Below are 21,630 nucleotides of genomic sequence, written 5' to 3'. Positions count from 1 at the left end.
TTACCTATAGGTAAGACCTTTTCTACGACCAAAGTCTACAATTCATGTATGGTTGCATTGCTCATCGATTTCTCATGATGCAGCAGCCACTGCTTGCGCGACAATCCTCCGCCGTATCCGCCCAATTCGCCGCTCGTATTGATCACTCGGTGGCATGGAATGACAATCGCGAGCTGGTTGGCGCCATTCGCTTGGGCAACGGCACGATAAGCGGTGGGCCTTCCCATGGTTGCTGCGATCTCGCCATACGAAGACGTTTGTCCGGGTGGAATCTGCAGTAACTGGTCCCATACTTCTTTTTGAAATGGCGATCCTAACAGGAACAAGGGTGTCTTGAATTCCGTTAATTTCCCGTCAAAATACGCGCCGAGCTCAAGCTCGATCGAACGAATCGGAGCTGTGTAACCCGGAACGATTGCCGACTTGGTTCTCTGCCGAAGACGCTCAACCTCACGCTCCAAGCCCCGTCGGTCTACAAATTCGAGTAAATACAGCGCCTCCTCATCTGCGATAGCCATCATCGGTCCGAGACGCGTATCGATCCATGAAGCTTTTAAGATGTTATGGTGCCCCGATCGGCTAGGCGCCGCGCCCATGATGCGGGAAAATGCATCCCTAAAGCCACTGCTGGACTCGTAGCCGGTTGACAGCTGCGCATCGATGACGGCGTGCCCCTCCCGGATTTGCTTCAGGGCAAGTCCCATCCGCCGGGCCCGTGCATATTCAACGAAGGTCATCCCGAACCGCTTTTTGAATTGGCGCCTTGCGGTCGAAGCATCCACTGACAGCTTCTGAAAGTCCTGGTTAGTCCATCTTTTCTCCGGGTTTTCTTCCACCGCCTCGACGAGCAGCCGGACCAGGTCTGACACCTGATTGGGGTGTGATAGCGGACGGCATCGTTTACATGGTCTGAAGGAAGCAAGCAGCGCTTCTTGAGCCGTCTCGTAAAATTCGCAATTTTCCATCTTCGGTTTCCGGGCTGGGCATGTTGGGCGGCAGAATACCCCCGTTGTTTTCACGCCAACATAAAAAACGCCCTCGTACTCCGATTTCTTTTCCAGCAATGCCTGGTAATACTCCTGTCGATTCGCAGCCGATATCATTTGGGGTTCCTCCCTCGATCTCATGTACTTACTCTAAATGACTGTCGCTTGCAAGCCATGCCATTATGCTCTCTTTGTCCTGGTGTTCCTATTATATTGGATATGCCGGCATGGCGTAGCCGAAAATCGTGCATGAATATTTTTGAGGGAGAAGCGAAAACTTTGCCAACTTCGGTACTTAAACAAACCGCAATACGGGAATTAGACCAACCTGATGATCCTGGTTGACCTAATACTACGAAAAGCCCCTTCCGTTGACCGGAAGAGGCTCTTTCTTTCAAGAATATTGAAATGGCTGGAGAATTAACCTTTGATGGATCCTGCCACCATGCCCTTCATGATCTGCTCCTGCAGGATCAGGTAGGCCACGATCGTCGGAATGACTGCGATCGCCATCGCTCCCATCGTCAAGCTGTAATCCGTACCGAAGCCGTCCGAGAACAGAGACAGACTGAGCGGAAGCGTCTTTAGCGCTTGCGTATTAATAAATACGAGTGCAAAGGAGAAGTCATTCCAGAATCGGAGGAATGCCAGAATCGATATCGTTGCCACAATGGGCGTACAGAGCGGAAGAATCATTCTGCCGAAGATTCCCCACCAGCCGCTGCCGTCAATCATGGCCGCTTCTTCAATCTCTCTAGGAATGGATGACATGTAGGCCATCGCCAGGAAGATTGCGATCGGCAGCTCAAATGCCGTATACGGCAGAATGAGCGCACCGTACGTGTCGAGTAAGCCGATATTTTTCATCATAATAAACAAAGGCACCAACGTACTGTGAATCGGAATCAGCAGCCCGGTCGTAAACAACACGACCACCAGCTTTTTGAACCGAAACTCGAATCTGGACAGTACATACGCCGCAAGTACACTGAGCAGGATGGTCAGAACGACGGCTGTAATCGTCACAATCGTTGAATTCAGCATCGCTCTGCCCATATTTCCAAGCTCCCATGCCCGGAATAAATTCTCGGTCATCCACTCCTTCGGCAAGCCGTAAGGGTTGGTGAAGAAATCCTGATTCGATTTAAACGCGCTCGTAAAAAGCCAGTACAAGGGATAGAGCGTAAGAATCGCATACACAATCAGCAGCAATTTTACGAACCCGGTTAACCCCTTCGTGATGACACGTTTCCCTGAGGCACTTCCGGTCCCGGTCGTCTGTAAATTCACATCGCTCCCTCCTTCATGTTAACTTGACTTTCTGCGCGTTGCGAAATAGTTAAGCGCGATAAGAATGGCGCTGACGATCATGATCATCGTGGAAACGGCGGAGCCGTAACCGTAACGGTACACGCTGAACGTGCTGTTGTACATGTAGGTGGCAAGCAGCTCGGTCGATTGCGCCGGTCCGCCGCCTGTCATGACGATGACATGGTCAAAAGCTTTCAGGCTTCCCGAGATACAGAGCACAATGGTTACGACCACCGTGCTCCAGACCATCGGCAGCGTGATTTGCATCAGCTTGTTCCAGCCGGTGGAGCCATCGATTTTGGCCGCATCATGGATCTCCGGCGAAATATTTTGCAGCGCTGCGATAAAGATGACCAGATAAGGGCCGATGTTCGCCCAGTTAATCGGGATCGATATCGCCAGCATGTTGACCTTCGGATCGGACAGCCAAGCACGGGTCCATGACTCCAGGCCGAGCATCTCCAGCACATAGTTGGCAATTCCGAACTGCGGGTGGTAAATGTAACCCCAGATGAGACCGACAACCACCGTGGAGAGAACCATCGGCATGAAGACGGCGGACCGGATGAACCTGGAGAAGAACGAATTCTTGAACAATACAATGGCCAGAATCAACGCGATTGGAACCTGACCGATAATGGATGATACGACCAGAATCAGGTTGTTCCGAAGCGCCCGCCAGAAGATCGGATCCTTGAACATCTCTATATAATTATCAAGGCCGATAAATGTGGCGTCTCCAAACCCTTTCCAACTGAAAAATCCGTAGTAAGCTGACCAGAAGACCGGAATAATGACAAATATCAGAAACAACAGAAGCGCAGGAAGAAGAGCTATGGCTATAAATCCTTTGCTTCTCATCGCTGTAGGCATGGCAGCCTCCTCCCTCCTAATCCTTATGCAGTGGTGAATGGTTTCTTATGGAGTAGCGGATCTGGCTTGCGCGTCCTGCAGCTTCTGGGCCACACCTTCGACGGGACCGCCCATCATAATTTCCTGCAGACCGTTGTTGATGACTTCAGCCGCCTCTGCAGACAGATAAGCATCGTATACCGGCGTAATGCCTGTGGATTTCACCAGGTTAAAGGCTTTGTAGTACAAGGAAGTAACTTTGGACTGATCGATTTCAGTATCGTACATCACCATGGAGTTGCTCTCGGCAATCGCTTTTTGCGCTTCCGGTCCACTCACGGCATAAATCAGTTCGAGCGCCAATTCTTTCGCTTTCCCTTCCGTTCTACTGCTAAGGGCCAGACCGCCGCCAGCTCCGCCGGAGATGGTGTTAGCTTCGCCTTTGCCTCCAGGGATCGCAGGCAGAGTCGTCACTTCAATATCCTTCATCTGCTCTTCCGAGGAAGAAGCCGCCAGGTTCGTGAGGGTCCACGCGCCGCTGATCATCATCGCTGCATTGCCTTGGATGAAATACTGCTCGGCTTGCGTGTTGTCGATGCTGTTCGCGCCTTCCTGGAAGGCTTTGTTATCTACCAGCTCTTTGAAATATCCAAGCGCTTCGATAAACTCAGGATCGGTAAATTTCGCGCCATCCTGTGCTGCCGCTTTCTTAAACCATTCGGTGCCTGTCACACGGTCGGCAATCGATCCGATAATGGTGGATTGCGCAACCCATGGCGCTTTGTTTCCGAGCGCGATCGGCGTAATGCCGTTATCGTTGAACGTTTTAACCGCCGCCATCATTTCTTCCCAAGTCGTTGGAACTTTTACGTTATGTTTGTCAAACAATGCTTTGTTGTAATAGAGAATCGAAGTTGCCGACATGCCTAGTGGAGCGGAGTAGATCTGGCCGTCCTCGAACTCGTACGGATCAAACGCTCCCGGCAGGAATTTATCTTTCCAATCCGAATGCGCATCGAGCACCTCTGTAATCGGCTGAAGCAGCTTCGCCTGATGAAGCTCGGCCGACTGACTTCCTGCATATACGAAGAATACATCCGGCATTTCATTCGCAGCCGCAACCGTACTCAGACGTTGACGATAACCGTCCGGCGGAATCGCTTGTGCATCGAGCGTCACTTCAGGATGGTCCTGAGCAAACTGATCGATAAAGCTTCGGACTGATTTTGCGCGCAGGTCGTCACCGGCGAAGTTATGCCAGATGGTCAGCTTGACCTTCTCTTGATTACCCTCATTTCCTCCCGCCTGCTCTTTGCTCTGCCCGCCTCCGCAAGCTGCAAGGACCAGTGACATCATCAGCAGTACAAGACCTATTTTACGTTTTGGTCTCATGGTCAATCCCCCTTTTTAATATACGAAAATGATGAAACGTCTTAGATGATTAGTCCAAGTATATAAAAGGATATAACGCTTACATAGGGGATATAATTCAGTCCATAGAGGGACAAAATTCAGGATTTGCCCGATACTCCGACGGGGTTTGTCCCGTCCATTTCTTGAACAGACGGTTAAAATACTTAATATCCTCATAGCCGATTTCATTCGCGATTTCACTGATCTTGGCTGGCGTTTCCCTTAACAGGTGCATTGCTTTTCGCAGTTTGGCCTGGGTCACGAATTCGATATAGTTCTGTCCGGTTTCCTTCTTGAACATCTCGCTGAAATAGTTGGGGTTCATATGAACATGCTTGGCCACTTGTTGGAGAGACAAGCTCTGTCCCAGATGCTCATGAATGAAGGAGATCGCTCGCTGGACGGGACTTGTCGTCGACACCATATCACGGTACTCCTTCATGATGAGCCCGAGCGAATCGACCAGCACCTTCTCCGGATTTTTGGTCAACTCGCGGATATCGTACGTCTCCTCCACTTTCACCGGACTGGTATAGCCAATAGACGTCGCAGCCCGTATAAGCCAGCGCTGTGCCGAGACGATCAGGGAATGCAGGTAAGCCTGAACCGAGCCGGGCGTTGCCTGGCCCTGACTTTGGATGCGCCGCAGCAAATCCGTCACCCATGCCTGCAAGTCGGCGGATTCTCCCGAACGCAGCAGGGATGACATCTTGGTTTCTTCCTCCATCGAACAGACCGTGCGGATGCCTGTACGTCCTTCGATATCTTCATAACGGATATGCCGTTCCGATTGCAGCAGCCATTCGTAGGAGCTGGCCTCGACCGCGGTAGCCAGCGCAATGTGCAGCTCCCTGGCGTTTGCGACCCGTCGGCCGCTGGCAGCCGTGATGCGGCAGGCGTGCGTGGATTCCATCTTCCGCAGAGCGGAATCTACCCGCCCCCAGCCATTATTCGGCTCTGCCCGCACCAACAGAAGCAAGGAGCCGTTCCACTCCAGCCACGCGCATTGCAGCTCTTCGGCCAACTCCGTGCCGATTAATCGATGCAACTCGCTAACGTTCGATTGTTCCTCTTCTTCTGGATGCAGCGGATATACCGACAGCATCCAGATCTGCAGCACCGAGCCGTTCGATTCCAAACGCAGCTCCGGGTATCGCTCACACAATTCGGCCTCGGCATGCTCGTCCAGCGGAGTGCCGGAAGCAAGCAGCCTTCTCAGGAAACCCCGGCTGACTACCAACTCCTGCGCCCTTCCCTTCGCTTGTGTAAGCCTGCGCTGTAACAAACGCTCTCTCGCTTGGACAGCAGCCTCGATAATTTCCCCGGGCCTGCTCGTCTTCAGCAAATAGTCACTTACGCCTTCCCGCATGGCCTGCTGCGCATATGAGAATTCATCATATCCCGATATCACAATGATTTCGATCTCGGGATACTGCTGCTTGACTTCATGTGCCATATCCAGTCCGCTCAAGCCTGTCATGCGAATATCGGTAAAAATAATTTCGGGCATTTCAACGGGAATACGCTGAAGGGCTTCCTCCGCTGAAGCCGCGGGCGTCAGCACCGTAAAGCCGTTATCGGCCCAATTGATCACTGTACTCAGACCATTTCGAATGATCACTTCATCATCAACGATCAGTACCTTCATTGTCGCCATCCCCTTTGCTGGATAATTCAGATTGTTGAATTTCAGGTAAATCAGGTATCGTAAACATCACACGCGTTCCGGCTCCTTCCGTACTCTCCACACGCAAGCCCGCATCCTTGCCGTAATGAAGGAGCAGCCGTTTATGGACATTTCGCAGCCCGTAGCTTCCGCGCGGGGTCTGCCCCTTCTCGTACTGCAGCGGATTCTCAACCAACTGATCCTGAAGCCATTTCAGGCGATCCGTCGTCATTCCGATGCCATCATCCTCCACCACGAAGTGGATCCCTTCAGGCTCGCGATGCCCGCGAATCGTAATCGTCCCCATCCCGTCACGGCTCAAAATACCATGCAGCATGGAGTTTTCAACCAACGGCTGCAGCAGCAGCTTTAACATGGTGTGCTGATACAGCTCTTCCTCCACATGAACCTCAAACTTGAACTTTTCCGGATAGCGGATGGTTTGGATATTCACGTAATGACGGACATGCATAATTTCCTGCTGAATCGTGCAATATTCCTGCCCGTTATTGAGGCTGAACCTCAGGAAATCACTGAGCGATCCCACCATCTCGGCAATTTTCACATCCTGGTTCATCAACGCCAGCCAATGGATGGATGATAGCGTATTGTAGAGGAAATGCGGATTGATCTGCACTTGCAGCGCATGCATATCCGCCTCCTTCTTCAGCGACTCGTTCAGCTTCACTTCATCGGTAAGCTTCACAATTCGCGAGCTGAGCCGGTTATAACTGATAATGAGCTGTCCGACCTCATCGACCGTCTTAACCGGGAGCGCAGGCAGCGGCTCCTCCGGGCTTGAGTTCTTGAGAAACTTCGTTAGCACGGACAGCGGATTCGTAATTTTCTGGATCAGGAAAAGTACCAGTATAATGGCGAGCAGGATGGCCACCGTGACCGCAACCGCCGTCAATTTGATAAAGTACTGGTTCTGGGAACGGTATTCCTGTGATGGAATGATGCCGACCAGTTTCCAGTTCACGCTGGACATTTTCTTATAGAGAATGGTCTTCTTGTTGCTCCCCTCGCCATAGTCAATATTGCCGCTGAGCCCCTCAAACTCTCCAATCGCAGGATAATAATCTGCCAGCGTAAGATTGGTCTCCATATCCGGCGGACCGGCGATAATCCGATTATTCTCGTCAAGAAGAAGGACAAACCCTGTCTTCTCTAGAACGGCCTGCCGGAATTGATTGGCAATGACGCCCTGGTCCAGGTTGATCTGCAGGTTCCCAATCGGCTTATATTTATCCGTGCTCCGGATCGGTCTGGCCAATGTAATGACTTTCCTAACGCCTTCGAAGGTCCACTGGCGATGAACAAAGGACCACCATTTGGGATGCTGCTCGTAATAGTCGGGAACCATTTCGGTAATATCCCGGAACTCGGAGCGTACCAAGGATTTATGCGAGATTGCATCTTTGCTGCCGAGCGGTTCGACAATGATGTTGGCGATATAATCTTTGGAAAAGGCCAGGTTCGTCAAAAAATTGATAACCGTCGTCTGCTGGACATAGTTGCTCTGCTCGGTCTTCAGATAGGCCTGAACTCCGGTATGCCCGATGAGAAACAGCGAGATGTTCTCCACGTCTTTGACCATCGTATCCAGGTAAGCTTCCAGCTGCCGAAGCGTATTCATTCCTGTAATCTTGGCCTTCTCCTCCGTCAGGCTCTTGGCTATGTTAAAAGAGAAAATACCAAGAAACAGCAGCGGCACCAGCGTAGCGACAATAATAAGTAGCGACAATTTATGCTTTAGCGATTTCCCAAGCCATTGCTGCACAAAAACACCTCGTTCAAAGTCCCCATGGTATGGGCTTGTTATATTACTTGACATTGAATGCGTTTACTTTGAAATCACTCTCTTTTCCTAGTAAAAATGTGTCAGGTTTATTAACTATCTTAGAGGAATCTTTAGACTCAAGTAAATGGTAACAAAGGCCTATGAAAGGGGATGAAATCTTCTTGCATATGTTCCATATATGCCACTTCCATTCATTCCTTTTCGGAGATCGGGGAGGGGATAGATCAGGAGGGATTGGATTAAAAAACACAAAAAAAGGACGCCGCAGCGCCATTTTTATTAACAAGACCTATCATTCTATCAAGATTAATGACTTCTCGTTCAAGTTTATACCCTCGTATTGGATATGCGTTTATATGTAGTTCTAAAGTTCCGTGTGCAATAAGCGATTACTTCTCCTACTCTTCCAGACTGTATTCGATGCTATCCACCACAAACCGGTTCGACTCTTCTTGAAATCGATACGTTATTTGCAGATCCCCGGCAAAACCGGCCGGACTTATGCTCCCTGCCGCTTCCGTAACAAGCCGGCCTTCCGCTAGTTTGTGCATGACGACGGCCCCGAAGCCGACCTTATCATATAAGTAGCTTTTATCCTTGGAATCATCCTCGACTCTTTGGACATACTCCTTCCCGTCGATCACAAGCTTGATAACAAAGTGATCCGCATACTTCTCGATGTTGGATTGCACATGGCTCAATACCGCCTGCTCCAATGATTCGATAGGGATTTCCTTCAGGGTCTGGGCGTCGACAACATGCATCTCCCCCATGTAAAGCCCCGTGCCGGTCCCGTCCACGTAGAACACCACAACATCAGGCTTCCCATCGCCTGTCACATCCTGATATTGAATGACGGGTTTACGCGTACCGTCCCCGCCGTTCCAGTCTTCAAAGACCCGCTTCCTTCCCTCAACCTCGACCACCATGCCTTCATATCTTCCGTATTTCGTTGCGCTTACCGGATACAGCTTTACATCCCCGTTCTCCTCCGCCGTTGACACGTCGACATCCGGAGTATAGATGTAAATCATTCTCTCCTTCGTATCCCAGCCTACTTCTGCATCGTATAGCTCCGCTATAAATCGGATCGGAACCATAACGTGGCCATCCTTTAACGCTGCGGGAATGGATAGTGAATATGCCTTTCCTTTTCCCTTCGCCTTCAGGCTTCCCATCTCTAATGTGACTTGATCGGCACCTGTGTTGACAGTTACCGTCTTGTTTTTGTTGTTCCAGTGAAGCTCCATAGGTTTCATGTAGTACTTCATAACGCGCAAGGGTACCAACGTGGTCTGCTTCACGATGACGGGATTAACATCCGTCGTAACAATCCAATGATTGATGTTTAATTCCATTTCCTTCTTGGGTGCAGCTTCAGCCTGAGCCTGTACGAAGGTACTCATCAGCATCGTGGCCGCTATAGCGCCGCTTACTGCTATTCTTGTCCATTTCCGGGTGATCATGTTCTCTAAATCTCCTTGGTTTGTAATATTCGGTAATGCTATATAACTAAAACGCATCGTGACCGGGGTAGGTTCGTTCATATCCATAAATGATATAAATACTTCCTCTGTCGTCCCCTTCCTGCCAGGCATCCAATCATTCACCCCATTCCATGTCAAAAATCATGACCACGCCCCTTCTATTATGTTAGAATCAGATATGATTGTTATATTATGGAATAAGGAGTTCCAGGTTATCATTCCGGTTCCGGGAGAACCCTGCAAGGAAAATATTGAAGGGAGGCGAGCCATATGAGTATAATAGGTAGTTCCAGTTCCATGTTTAATTTATGGCCCATGTTGATCTTAATCATAAACGGACTTTTTATGCTGCTTGGTTTGTATGCATTGTATCTGCTCATCAAACTTTTGATTCGCTCCATAACAGCTGTCGAACTCTACATCGATGAGAAAAGAAACCGGCGGTTGTGAAGGTGAACTTCAGTTAATTCAGGGTTGAAACCACTGAATCTCCTATGGTAAAGTCTAGGCAACCAGAAATGAAAGGGTGAACCAAAAGCCAATGATCTACTAATCCTGTCCCAAGCATTTGGAAAACACTTCGATTTCGATACGAGGTTTTCGGGATAGGATTCGTGCGGCTTTTTTTTATGTGACAGGTGGATGTTTGAGACTTCTACATGAAAGTCCGCATCTTTCTTGTTCATATTAGCCTCCTATTCCGAAATCTCGGAGTGGGAGGTTTTTTCTATTTTAAAAACACCAATTGAGAGAATGGAGATTATCCATGACAGGCACTCATCCAAACATCCAAGACTGAAGACTGAACCTCCCCGATTACGGGCAACCGGAGCGAGAGACATGTTTACGCTCAGACAAATGATGAATCCGTCTTATAAAGCATTCCTAACAACAATTCTAAACAAGGGAGGCATGTTTGCATGCAGATCGCCGCACAGGAGTACAAGACAGCGAATCGGGAATCGGGACCTTATGGTATTACGGCAAGACAAGATGGGACCATATGGTTCACGGAACAAAAAGGAAACCGGATCGGACGGCTCACCAAAGATGGGGATATGCGCACGTTCGAAGTGCCGACTCCGGATGCCGGGGTCATGTCCATCCTCTCTGCCCATACCGGTGACCTCTGGTTTACGGAGTACAAAGCAAATAAAATCGGAAGGATGACAATGGAAGGAACATTTGCGGAATTCGAGCTGCCTGAAGCCAATTCGTCTCCTTACGGCTTGGCTGAGGGACCGGATGGAGCCATATGGTTCACCGAGCTAAGCGGCAACCGAATCGGAAGGATAACGCCGGCAGGCATTATCACGGAATATGACTTACCATGCGAAGGATCGTACCCTTCCTATATTACAGCCGGTCCGGACGGCGCGTTGTGGTTTACGGAAAACCAGAACAACTGCATCGGCCGAATTACGGTGGACGGGGAGATTACCGAGTACCGGATTCCAACAGAGCAATCCGGGCCGGTCGGCATCACGACAGGTGCCGATGGCGCTCTATGGTTTGTTCAAATCAACGGCAATCAAATCGGCCGGATCACAACGGCCGGGGAAATTACGGAATTCAAGCTCCCGTCCGGGAATGCCAGACCCCATGCCATCACGGCGGGCGTTTCCGGGGATCTATGGTTTACCGAATGGGGAGCCAATCAAATCGGACGAATTACCTGCACCGGGGACATTACCGAGTATCCAATCCCTACCCCCTCCGCAGAACCTCATGGCATAACCGTGGATTCGGGCGGCGAGGTCTGGTTCGCCGAGGAATGCGATCAGATCGGCCGGTTTACGATTCAGTATTAGGTTTAGGGGGAAAACATATTGCTCCGCCCATAAAAGAAAGCCCGTGCAGCCTGTTGCCGGGCTTTTCCAGCGAGAAGCTGCCTTGGCTTGTTTCTTCATCTATGGGAATGTGATAGATTAAATGGATACTTAGAATTATTTCTCTTAGGAGACCGTCCGATGATGAACTCAAATGAAACGTTAGATGATATACAATGGCAGACGCTGATTCAACAAACCGCCGGATTTTTCAGCGATTTGACCATTAAACGGGGATTTCAGTATTACAAGCAAGGTCGTGTCCACGCCAGCGAGCCGGCAGATGAGACCGGTGTGGTCGAGGCTTCCGTGGATGGAACGGAAACCTACCGTACCAAGCTTCACCTTCGCTCCTTGAGCGACAGCGAATGCAGCTGTCCCGTTAAGGATGGCTGCAAGCATATGGTGGCTGTTCTGCTTGACTATGCTCAACTTCAGGGTCGTTCCATTCACGCCCTGGTTAATGCGCATTCCACCACATATGCTTCCACCTCTTCGTATGACCGAAGCGAGTCCGGCTTCAGCCCAGCGCAGGACCGACCGTCTGCCGGAGCATCAAAATGGAGAGTCAAAGCGGATCATTTGCCCGACCTGCCAATCTCCGCATGGCATGAGCTGTTCGAAGTTTGCACGGCTTCGCTGGGAACGAATACGCAGAATTCGTTTTACGCCAAAAATGCGCTGGCTTCCCTCCATCACATTAAACCCCCGCTTCCGCCAGATCTGGATCCGTTATACGAGCTCCATGCGCATCTCTTCATTCTCGAGAAGCTCGTCAAGCAGCCCGCCAGTGCCTGGAATTCCTCCGGCTCCTACATCGGCTATCATACACAGGTGGCAGCGGATCATATCCTGGCCAGAATTGAGCGCATCTTCCACGAAGGGCTGGAGGTCAGCGAACATGGGGAGGCATTCAGGCAGCGACTGACCGAGACCATTTCGTTTGCCCGGCGGAGCATGCTGAGCGAGCCGCGGAACCGCAAATTTTACGCCCAGGTCTATATGCAGCTCTGGATGTACTGGATCTATCCGTTTGCGAAAAAAGACAGCAGCTTAATCCAGGCGGAGTTAGAGCAGTTGCAGGCAGCCGAAGCCGAATTCGGGAGCAGCCTTTCGCGCGCATCATGGTATATGGCGCAGAGCTTAATGTCCTTCTATCTCGGAGAAGACGAATCGTCCTGGGACCTGATCAGGGAAGCAGACAAGGTCAGCAGCCTGCCCCCGGCTTCCGTCCTGGGCTTCTTCGACATGCTGCATTCAGGGCAGCAATGGGACCGCTTGGCCCGCTGGCTCCCGGAGATCGGCCCGCTGCTTGGCAGTCACCGCAACGAGCATCTCAGCAGCTATCAATACTACTGGGATGCCGTCATAGAGCATTTGCCCGGGGAGGCTGAACGGATGTGGAGCAGTCTTGCCGACATGCTTCCTTATTCGAAGGACATCTATCAGAATGCCTTGATCACGCACGGGAGATGGCGGGAATGGATCGACTATCAACTAAGCACAGGCCGGGAGCCGCTGGAGCTCCGGGTCAGCGAGCTGGCACCGATCGAGAAGAACGCCCCCGAGCTGCTGCTGCCTTTTTACCATCAGGCCGTCGAGCGGTACATCCTTCATAAGAACCGAGCCGGCTATAAAGCAGCCGTCAAGCTGCTCAAACGGTTAGCCAAGCTATATAAAAAGCTCAAGCAGCAGGAGCGCTGGGATCTGTTCATTATCTCGTTATCTGTACGAAACAGCCGGCTTCGCGCATTCCAGGAAGAGCTGCGGAGAGGAAAGCTGATATCATGAGCAGACACACAGAAACCATCACGGTCCACATGGCGCTAAGCGAATACGGAGATGCCGTCATATACGGCTCTACGGTCATGCAGGGTTATGTGTCCGGACAATACCTGAAGCACCGTTTATTCGCGTGGCACGAACCTTCCTTCTACGGAACAGAGCTTACCGTTCAATCCGTTCAGGACATGGAAGTGGTCATCCTGCCTTCCGAGCAGGTCATACCGTTCTTTGCGGATGGACGGCTGCTCGAACATATTGAATGGGTATGGGACGAGGATTGCCTTCCCTTCATTGAACTTGCGCCTTCGCTGGCAGCTTGCATTCAGGATAAGCAATATGCCCCAAGCTTGAGCGCCTTCAAATCGGGCAAGCTGCAATGGATCTGGGATACAGAGGCGTTCACAGCGGAAGAGCAGTCCCGTCTGTCCCTGTTGAATGCTGATGAGATATGGAATGAAGGCTTGCGGGCAGCGTTCTCCGCCGCCGTTCAAGACCAGTGTTACGGCAGCGAAGAAGCGGCGGCTGACCTACGCAGAGAATACCCGCTTCTCTTCTCGCGGAACCGCACGGCAGCCGAGGGCATGGACGACAAGTCATGGCTGATCGCCATCGGATGGCGACCGGATACCGCTCCATTCCGGCCGCTGCTGCAATTGTTGGAGCCTGATGAAGAAGAAGCCGCATGGCGTCTTCGTCTTGTATTGCAAGACAAGCAAGACGCCGCGGCGCTTACAGCCGTTCGTCTTGCTGAAGACGGGCAGGCATATGGATCGTGGCCCGAGACATGGACACCCCATATCAAGGAGCGGTCCCCCGGCTGGCTCCAAGGATTGCAGGCAGCACTGCCGGCAAGAGTGCTTCACGCTCCGGCTGAAGACGTGCTCGGTAGACCGCTGTCCGACGAGGCCGCATGGCAGTTCCTGACCGACGACAGCCAGCGGCTGCTCCAATCAGGCTGGCTGGTCCTGCTGCCCGCATGGTGGGAAGCTGCCAGCAAGAAGAAGCCCAAGCTGCGGGCGAAGGTACGCTCGGGCGAGGGCGAGAACGCCGAGCGAAGCAGCGGCGGTTCCCTGTTCGGCTTGGATGCGCTCATCAATTTCGATTGGCGCATCGCCATCGGCGAAGCTACCCTTTCCGAAGCGGAATTCGCCGAGCTAGTTGCCCGGAATGAACGGCTGGTGCGGTTCCGGGGCCAATGGATTCCGCTGGACCCCGCCTTGGTCGCCCAAATCCGCCAGATGATGGCGGGCGTAGACCGTGAGGAAGGCCTATCGTTTCAAGATATTCTGCACCTGCATCTGCTCGGGAACAACGATGAGTCGGAGCAGACGAAGCAGGATTCGGAGGAAACACAGGATCCGCAGCGGATCAAGCTTGAGGTGGAACTGAACGAGCACCTCGTGAAGCTCATAGGCCAGCTCGGCCGCCAAAACGAATGGCCGAGCCTCCCTGTCCCGGCTGGGCTGAAGGCCGAGCTGCGGACTTATCAGCATGACGGCTTTGCCTGGCTTGCCTTTTTGCGGCGTTACGGGCTTGGTGCATGCCTTGCCGATGACATGGGTCTTGGCAAAACCGTGCAGTTTATCGCCTACCTGCTGCACGTGAAGATGACGATGGAGCGGGAAGAAAGACGCCTCCCCTCCCTGCTGATCTGTCCGACCTCAGTGCTGGGCAATTGGCAGAAAGAACTTGAACGGTTTGCCCCGTCGCTCCGGGTCATGCTGCACTACGGCGGGAAACGCAGCAGCAGCGAGGATTTCTATCATGAGGCTTACCAAGCCGATATTATCCTTACCTCTTATGCTACGGCGACGCTTGATCAAGAAATGTTAAGAGACATGAAGTGGGAAACGATCGGCATCGACGAGGCCCAGAACATCAAGAATGCCGACACCAAACAATCCGCCGCCGTGCGAAGCTTCCCGGCAAGGCATCGCGTCGCGCTGACCGGCACACCGATTGAGAACCGGCTGTCCGAGCTTTGGTCCATCTATGACTTCATCAATCCCGGATATCTCGGAAGCCTGCGGGCATTCAATCTCCGATTCATCCAGGCCATCGAAAAAGACAAAAACGAGCAGCGCACGGCCGACCTGCAGAAGCTGATTAAGCCCTTCATGCTTCGGCGCAAGAAAAAGGATCCTGCGATTCAGCTTGACCTGCCGGACAAAAACGAGATGAAGACTTATATCCATCTTACGGCCGAGCAAGGCGCGCTTTATGATCAGACCGTGAGCAGTCTCCTGGAACGCATGCAAAAGCTTGAGGGCATTGAGCGCAAAGGCGCCATTCTGGCAGCTCTGACGCAGTTTAAGCAGCTCTGCGACCATCCGGCTCTTCTGACGAAGGAGCCGCTCCCGGAACTGCCGGGAGGCGGCGGCTTGCTTGATACCGAGGCCGTGGTCAACCGTTCAGCGAAGCTGGAGCGGCTGCTGTCCATGGTGAAGGAACTGCGGGACGAAGGCGAGCGCTGCCTGATCTTCACCCAGTATATCGGCATGGGCGAGATGATGCGGCAGGTGCTGCATCAAGAGCTGGGTGAGCCCGTGCTGTATTTGAACGGCAGCACGCCGAAGCGGACGCGCGACCGCATGATCGAGCAGTTCCAATCCCAGACCCTGCCGCCCGAAGAGCAGCCGAATGTCATGATTCTCTCCATCAAGGCCGGCGGCGTAGGTCTGAATCTGACCGCGGCGAACCATGTGTTCCACTTCGACCGCTGGTGGAACCCCGCGGTCGAGAATCAAGCGACCGACCGCGCTTATCGGATGGGACAGACCAAGGATGTCCAAGTGTACAAGTTCATCTCCATGGGGACGCTCGAAGAGCGGATCGATGAGATGCTGGAGAGCAAGCAGCAGCTGAGCGATCAGGTTATCGCAAGCAGCGAGGGCTGGATTACCGAGCTGTCCACCGATGAGCTGAAGGATCTCTTCACGCTGCGGCGCGACTGGGCATAATCTCGGCTATCAAGGAGTAAACGGTCAGGCTAGCATGGTTCTCGGGCCCGAAGGGGTGAAGCACAGCGGAATGCCTGAGGAATTTCTGGGCGGCTTCCAGATGCAGCTCTATAACCATTAAATAGTAGAAAGCCCCGTGTGCGGACACGGCCACTGAAAAACTTGCCATTTTTCGGAGGCACTGAGCCAACACGGGGTTTTGTTATTTGGAGGAGTTTAATGCTTAGCAGGATTTCGTTTTGTTTGCGCGCATGAAGCTTGTATGACTAAGGATTCTAAGGTTCGAACCAGTTGAAGTCCAGTGTCTTGGGTAATTCGGTTCAGCTTGAGGTACTCTTGCTTATGAGGGTAATTCGACTCAACTTGAGGTGCTCCCGCTTAGAAGGTAATCCGCCTCAACTTAAGATACTCTTGCTTAGAAGGTAATCCGCATCAACTTGAGATACTCTTGCTTAGAAGATAATCCGCATCAACTTGAGATACTCTTGCTTAGAGGGTAATCCGCCTCACCTGCGCAAGATAGTCAGTACCAGAACGTCGGGCCAGGTAGCAGGGTATTAGGTGGCGATACCATCCATAAACGGACACAGAATACGTTATTCAGGAAAAAATCCACCTTTTTTGAACTCGAACGGACCCTAGTTCCGTTATTCGCTCCAAAAAACGATGAAAACGCCGAATATGAGCCCAATAACGTACCTGGTGTCCGCTAAGTTTGAAAATATGGCGTTTTCTCATAATATAGCGGAACTGGAGTCCGATAGGTCGGGAGCAACAAGTAGTAGATGACTTCAAGAACAGTAAGTGTCGGCGCAAAATCCGCCTCACCTGCGCAAGATAGTCAGTACCAGAACGTCGCGCCTAGTAGCAGGGTTATAGGCAGCGATACCATCCATAACCGGACTCAGAATACGTTATTTAGGAAAAAATCCACCTTTTTTGAACTCGAACGGACCCTAGTTCCGTTATTTGCTCCAAAAAACGATGAAAACGCCGAATAAGGGCCCGATAACGTACCTACTGTCCGCTAAGTTTGAAAATATGGCGTTTTCTCATAATATAGCGGAACTGGAGTCCGATAGGTCGGGAGCAACAAGTAGTAGATTACTTCAAGAACGGTAAGTGTCGGCGCAAAATCCGACTCACCTGCGCAAGATAGTCAGTACCAGAACGTCGGGCCAGGTAGCAGGGTATTAGGTGGCGATACCATCCATAACCGGACACAGAATACGTTATTTAGGAAAAAATCCACCTTTTTTGAACTCGAACGGACCCTAGTTCCGTTATTTGCTCCAAAAAACGATGAAAACGCCGAATATGAGCCCAATAACGTACCTAGTGTCCGCTAAGTTTGAAAATATGGCGTTATCTCATAATATAGCGGAACTGGAGTCCGATAGGTCGGGTGCAACAAGTAGTAGATGACTTCAAGAACAGTAAGTTTGCCACGGAATCCCTACTCTTGGCGCAGCTAGTGCAACAGCAACGAAATCCCTACTCTTGGTACAGCAAGTGCACACGCCACTGGAGTCCCTTACCTCAGCGCATCAACAGCAAGCAGCGACCGAGCCCCTACAGCAGGAGCAACAGGAGCAGCCAGCATCGCCACTCCCCTCGATAGGGCCACCCAGCCCTGCCACTCCCCTCGATAGCGTCATCGGCCCCCGCAAATCCCTTCTATAGTATCACCGGGTCCCACTCCCTCCGCTTACTTCTCCTCCATCAGCTGCCGCAGCTTTGCTTCCGTGGTCGTATCCGGAGCTGGCGTATAAATGCTGCACCGCAGATCATCATTTCCGTACACTTTGAGCGACGTGAGCTCATATACCATTTTCCCAGCCTTGGCATGCCGGAATTCCAGATGTACTTCCGGGGCGTAGCTGACCTGGCTCTGCTCCCACATCCGATTGAAATCCGGATGCCCTTGCTTCATCTCTTCCAGAAAACGGTCATACCACTCATCCTCGACATATTGACCGTAATAGGACCGGAACATCGAGAGGAAGCCGCTGGCGAACTGCTCCCAGTTCACCGCCAGCCGCTGAAACTCCCTGCGGGTGAAAAGCAGCCGGATCATATTCCGCTCCTCGGGCGGAATGCGGTCAAAATCAAGGAACACATACGCAGCCGCACGGTTCCATCCCACGATGTTGCACATCCGATCCGATATCATGACGGGGCAATATTTCAGCTCGGTGATGATTTTTTGCAGGGACGGGCTGATCTGCACCGCTTCTTGTTTGACCGTATAAGGCTCCGCCCCGCTCTCCAGCGCCAGCGAATACAGATATCTTCGCTCATCCGCGTTCAGCTGTAGCGCATTGGCGACGCAGTCCAGCACGGACGACGACACCTGGATGTCGCGTCCCTGCTCGAGCCAGGTGTACCAAGTGGTGCTGACACCCGCCAGCTGGGCCACCTCTTCTCTGCGCAAGCCCGGTGTCCTTCTTCGTGACCCGGGCGGCAATCCGATGGATTCGGGCGAGATTTTGGCACGCTGTCCTTTCAGGAAAGCCGACAACGCTTGGAGTCTAACCTGGGAATTCATCTTATAAGCCTCCTTCATCCAACTAAGGATAGCAGTATTTATACTAGGATAAACGGTATCTTGTAATAGGATACTACACGTGACATTATAACCTTAAGATTGACAAGTTATAAAGTCTTAAAGGAGGCTGTTGACCCATGGAAAGAGTCGTTATCACCGGTATGGGCGTCATATCGCCGCTGGGCCATGATGTTGAGACGTTCTGGTCCCGGCTTGTACGAGGAGAGTCCGGTATTACACATATAGAAACTTTGGACACATCAAGACAGAAGGTACAAATAGCAGGTGCCGTAAAGGAATTCGACGCAAACGCGCTGTTCGGCGCCAAGGAAGCCCGGCGTATGGACCGCTTCTGCCAGTTTGCTCTGGCTGCGGCGGATCAAGCCATAAGTCAGTCGGGACTCGATCTTGATCAGATCGATCATGAGCGGATGGGGGTCTACGTCGGCTCCGGAATCGGCGGCATCCAGACCCTGATGAATCAGAGCGGCACGCTGTCATCGCGGGGGCCCGAACGGGTCAGTCCAACCCTGGTACCCATGATGATCCCCAATATGGCGGCAGCGCTCATCAGCATTAAATACAAGGCGCTGGGCTCCACGCTGGCCCCGGTTACGGCATGTTCGATCGGCAATACCGCGATCTGCGAAGCTTTCTTTAACATTCAGGCTGGCCGGTCCGACGTGATTATTGCGGGAGGCTCTGAAGCGGCGTTGACCGATATTTCGCTGGCCAGCTTCGCGAATGCAACCGCCCTGTCCTCCCGCAATGAGGAACCGGGCCGGGCCAGCCGGCCGTTTGATACGGACCGGGACGGATTTGTCATGGCGGAAGGTGCCGGCATCCTCGTCCTGGAGTCGCTCTCCCATGCCTTACGCAGAGGCGCCGTCATTCTGGGCGAGGTCATCGGTTACGGTGCCAGCTCGGATGCCTATCATATGGTCGCCACGCCGGAAGACGGCAACGGCGCGGCACGGGCGATGAAGCTGGCCCTGACCGAGGCGAACCTCGCCCCAGCCGACGTGGATGTCATCAGCGCCCATGCCACAAGCACGGTCATCGGTGACCGTTCGGAGACAGCGGCCATTAAGCAGGTGTTTGGCAAGGAGGCGTATCGCATTCCGGTAACGGCGAACAAGTCGATGACCGGACATATGCTGGGCGCATCCGGCGGCGTGGAGGCCATCGCCCTCGTGAAATCCTTGCAGGAAGGCGTCATACCGCCGACGATCAATCTGGAACATGCCGATCCGGCATGCGATTTGGATTACGTACCCAACCAGGCGAGAAACGCCGAGCTTCGGATTGGCATGTCCAATTCCTTCGGCTTCGGCGGACATAATTCGGCGATTGTTATCCAGAAATATGAGCACGAATAACCCATGCGTCCCGGACCCCAGTGAAAACTGGGGTCTTTTTCTTGTTGCGATTCTGGAAGGCTGGGCTGAATAATGAGACAGAAACGCATATAAAATTTTTTTTCGTAGAATCAAACTTTTTGCAAGACTCGCACGTCTTGCTTCCGTAAGTCAATTGCAATTGATGGTTACCCGCGCGGGCCCAAAGGAGTGTCATATTTACATGAGAGGCGGCCGGAAGCTTGAGAAGCTTCTTATCCAATGCATAACCGAACATCAGGACAGCGCCTACCGGCTGGCATACAGCTACGTTAGAAATAAAGAGGATGCCCTCGATATCGTTCAGGACGCGATCCACAAAGCTTTTATATCCATAGAAAAGCTGAAGCATACGGGTTCACTAAAAAGCTGGTTTTTCCGAATTATTGTAACAACCTCCCTGGATTTCATTAGAAAACAGAAAAAAGTCCACGTCATGGACGACGAGAACCTGGAGGTTATATTACCCGGCAGCCATGACCACTATCCGAATCTGGATCTGGCCCAATCTTTGGAGGAATTACCCGGCAAGTATCGGGTCGTCATTATACTCCGGTTTTTTGAAGATATGAAGATTGACGAAATTGCCGAAGTGCTCCACGAGAACGTCAGCACGGTGAAAACGAGATTATACCAAGGACTACAGAGACTGCGGGTGAACTTAAGCGAGGAAGATCAAGAGGAGGCACAACGATAATGCATGACAAGCTGAATAGGATGAAAGAGCAGTACGAGAGCACTCCTATTCCTGACGAACTAAGCTCGATTGTCAACAAGACCATAGCAACCAGACGAAAAAAAAATAGAGCGCTGCCCTGGCTCGCTAGTAGCGCAGCTGCATGTATCCTACTGTTCGCCGGAGTGAATGCCAGCCCTGCCTTGGCCCAGGCCATGTCCGATGTGCCGGTATTGGGCCATATCATCAAGGTGATCACCATCCGTGAATATGCCGAGTTAGACGATAACACGGAAGTGCATATCGAAACACCCGGCATTGCCAACCTAGGAAATACGGAGCTTGAGCAAACCCTGAATAACAAATACCTGGAAGAAAACAAGAAACTGTATGAGAACTTCAAAGACGAAGTGGCCCTGTTAAATAAAGAAGGCGGCGCCCATCTGAGTCTTACTAGCGGTTATGAAGTGATCACCGACAATGAACAACTGCTGACGCTTTCGCGTTATATTGTCGAATCTGCTGGAGGCTCTGCCGAATCCAGAAAATACGATACGATCGACAAGAAGAACCAGATGGTGATCACGCTACCGAGTCTGTTCAAGGATGATCGTTATATCCAGGTCATCAGCGGCAATATCAAGGAGCAGATGCGCTACCAGATGCAGAATAATCCGGACAACATCTACTGGGTGGAGCAGCCTGGCGTGGAGTCCGATGCACCAGAGGATCTGTTCCACACGATCGCCAAGGACCAAAATTTCTATATCAACCAAGACGGCAAACTGGTCATCAGCTTCAATGAATACGAAGTTGCACCCGGCTATATGGGCGTCGTGGAATTTACGATCCCAACAGAAGTAATCGCAGACCATCTCGTCAGCAGCAAATACATCCGATAGATCAAGGCGAATGC

At 51.8% G+C, this 21,630-nt stretch carries 14 protein-coding genes; 6 read left to right on the top strand and 8 right to left on the bottom strand.

All coding sequences use genetic code 11. The features are described 5' to 3' along the window. Positions 1-35: 35 nt before the first annotated feature. The 7 genes from AC0VZ8_RS02485 to AC0VZ8_RS02455 form a co-directional block, all read right to left on the bottom strand. On the bottom strand, positions 36-1,103 hold the full coding sequence (locus AC0VZ8_RS02485; protein ID WP_071219104.1) for a bifunctional transcriptional activator/DNA repair enzyme AdaA: 1,068 nt from the start codon (positions 1,101-1,103) through the stop codon (positions 36-38). 303 nt (positions 1,104-1,406) lie between these two features. Next, positions 1,407-2,276 carry a carbohydrate ABC transporter permease gene (locus AC0VZ8_RS02480; protein ID WP_475485952.1) on the bottom strand — a complete coding sequence of 290 codons (870 nt, stop codon included), beginning with the start codon at positions 2,274-2,276 and terminating at the stop codon, positions 1,407-1,409. Positions 2,277-2,294: 18 nt separating this feature from the next. After that, a complete protein-coding gene (locus tag AC0VZ8_RS02475) occupies positions 2,295-3,170 on the bottom strand; it encodes a carbohydrate ABC transporter permease (RefSeq protein ID WP_475485951.1) in 876 nt (291 codons plus the stop codon). Between the two features lie 45 nt (positions 3,171-3,215). Continuing rightward, positions 3,216-4,541 carry an extracellular solute-binding protein gene (locus AC0VZ8_RS02470; protein WP_475485950.1) on the bottom strand — a complete coding sequence of 442 codons (1,326 nt, stop codon included), beginning with the start codon at positions 4,539-4,541 and terminating at the stop codon, positions 3,216-3,218. A 97-nt stretch (positions 4,542-4,638) separates the two neighbouring features. Next, positions 4,639-6,210, bottom strand: coding sequence for a response regulator transcription factor (locus AC0VZ8_RS02465; RefSeq protein ID WP_475485949.1), 1,572 nt, complete (start codon positions 6,208-6,210; stop codon positions 4,639-4,641). Then, a complete protein-coding gene (locus AC0VZ8_RS02460) occupies positions 6,191-8,011 on the bottom strand; it encodes a sensor histidine kinase (protein WP_220686779.1) in 1,821 nt (606 codons plus the stop codon). The genes AC0VZ8_RS02465 and AC0VZ8_RS02460 overlap by 20 nt, the downstream gene beginning before the upstream one ends. Before the next feature lie 419 nt (positions 8,012-8,430). Further along, positions 8,431-9,498, bottom strand: coding sequence for a copper amine oxidase N-terminal domain-containing protein (locus AC0VZ8_RS02455; protein ID WP_475485948.1), 1,068 nt, complete (start codon positions 9,496-9,498; stop codon positions 8,431-8,433). A 941-nt stretch (positions 9,499-10,439) separates the two neighbouring features. Here AC0VZ8_RS02455 and vgb(C) point away from each other — a divergent pair. The 3 genes from vgb(C) (at position 10,440) to AC0VZ8_RS02440 (ending at position 16,093) form a co-directional block, all read left to right on the top strand. Next, positions 10,440-11,330: a streptogramin B lyase Vgb(C) gene (gene vgb(C) / locus AC0VZ8_RS02450; protein WP_475485947.1), complete on the top strand. Its 891-nt coding sequence runs from the start codon at positions 10,440-10,442 to the stop codon at positions 11,328-11,330. Positions 11,331-11,489: 159 nt separating this feature from the next. Beyond that, positions 11,490-13,139, top strand: a complete 1,650-nt coding sequence (locus AC0VZ8_RS02445) for an SWIM zinc finger family protein (RefSeq protein ID WP_475485946.1) — start codon at positions 11,490-11,492, stop codon at positions 13,137-13,139. After that, on the top strand, positions 13,136-16,093 hold the full coding sequence (locus AC0VZ8_RS02440; RefSeq protein ID WP_475485945.1) for a DEAD/DEAH box helicase: 2,958 nt from the start codon (positions 13,136-13,138) through the stop codon (positions 16,091-16,093). The genes AC0VZ8_RS02445 and AC0VZ8_RS02440 overlap by 4 nt, the downstream gene beginning before the upstream one ends. 1,708 nt (positions 16,094-17,801) lie before the next feature. Here AC0VZ8_RS02440 and AC0VZ8_RS02435 read toward each other — a convergent pair. After that, positions 17,802-18,641 carry a helix-turn-helix transcriptional regulator gene (locus AC0VZ8_RS02435; protein WP_475485944.1) on the bottom strand — a complete coding sequence of 280 codons (840 nt, stop codon included), beginning with the start codon at positions 18,639-18,641 and terminating at the stop codon, positions 17,802-17,804. 137 nt (positions 18,642-18,778) lie between these two features. On the opposite strand from AC0VZ8_RS02435, the gene fabF reads away from it, so the two are divergent. From fabF to rsiV, 3 genes are all read left to right on the top strand, one after another. Further along, positions 18,779-20,020, top strand: a complete 1,242-nt coding sequence (gene fabF, locus AC0VZ8_RS02430; protein WP_475485943.1) for a beta-ketoacyl-ACP synthase II — start codon at positions 18,779-18,781, stop codon at positions 20,018-20,020. 202 nt (positions 20,021-20,222) lie between these two features. Continuing rightward, positions 20,223-20,735: an RNA polymerase sigma factor gene (locus tag AC0VZ8_RS02425; RefSeq protein ID WP_475485942.1), complete on the top strand. Its 513-nt coding sequence runs from the start codon at positions 20,223-20,225 to the stop codon at positions 20,733-20,735. Next, positions 20,735-21,616 carry an anti-sigma-V factor RsiV gene (rsiV, locus tag AC0VZ8_RS02420; protein ID WP_475485941.1) on the top strand — a complete coding sequence of 294 codons (882 nt, stop codon included), beginning with the start codon at positions 20,735-20,737 and terminating at the stop codon, positions 21,614-21,616. The genes AC0VZ8_RS02425 and rsiV overlap by 1 nt, the downstream gene beginning before the upstream one ends. Positions 21,617-21,630: the final 14 nt, after the last annotated feature.

The sequence above is a fragment of the Paenibacillus sp. QJM3NY_38 genome (assembly GCF_056173265.1).
Note: the sequence above shows the minus strand (reverse complement) of the source record. Positions and strands in the feature narration are given on the sequence as shown.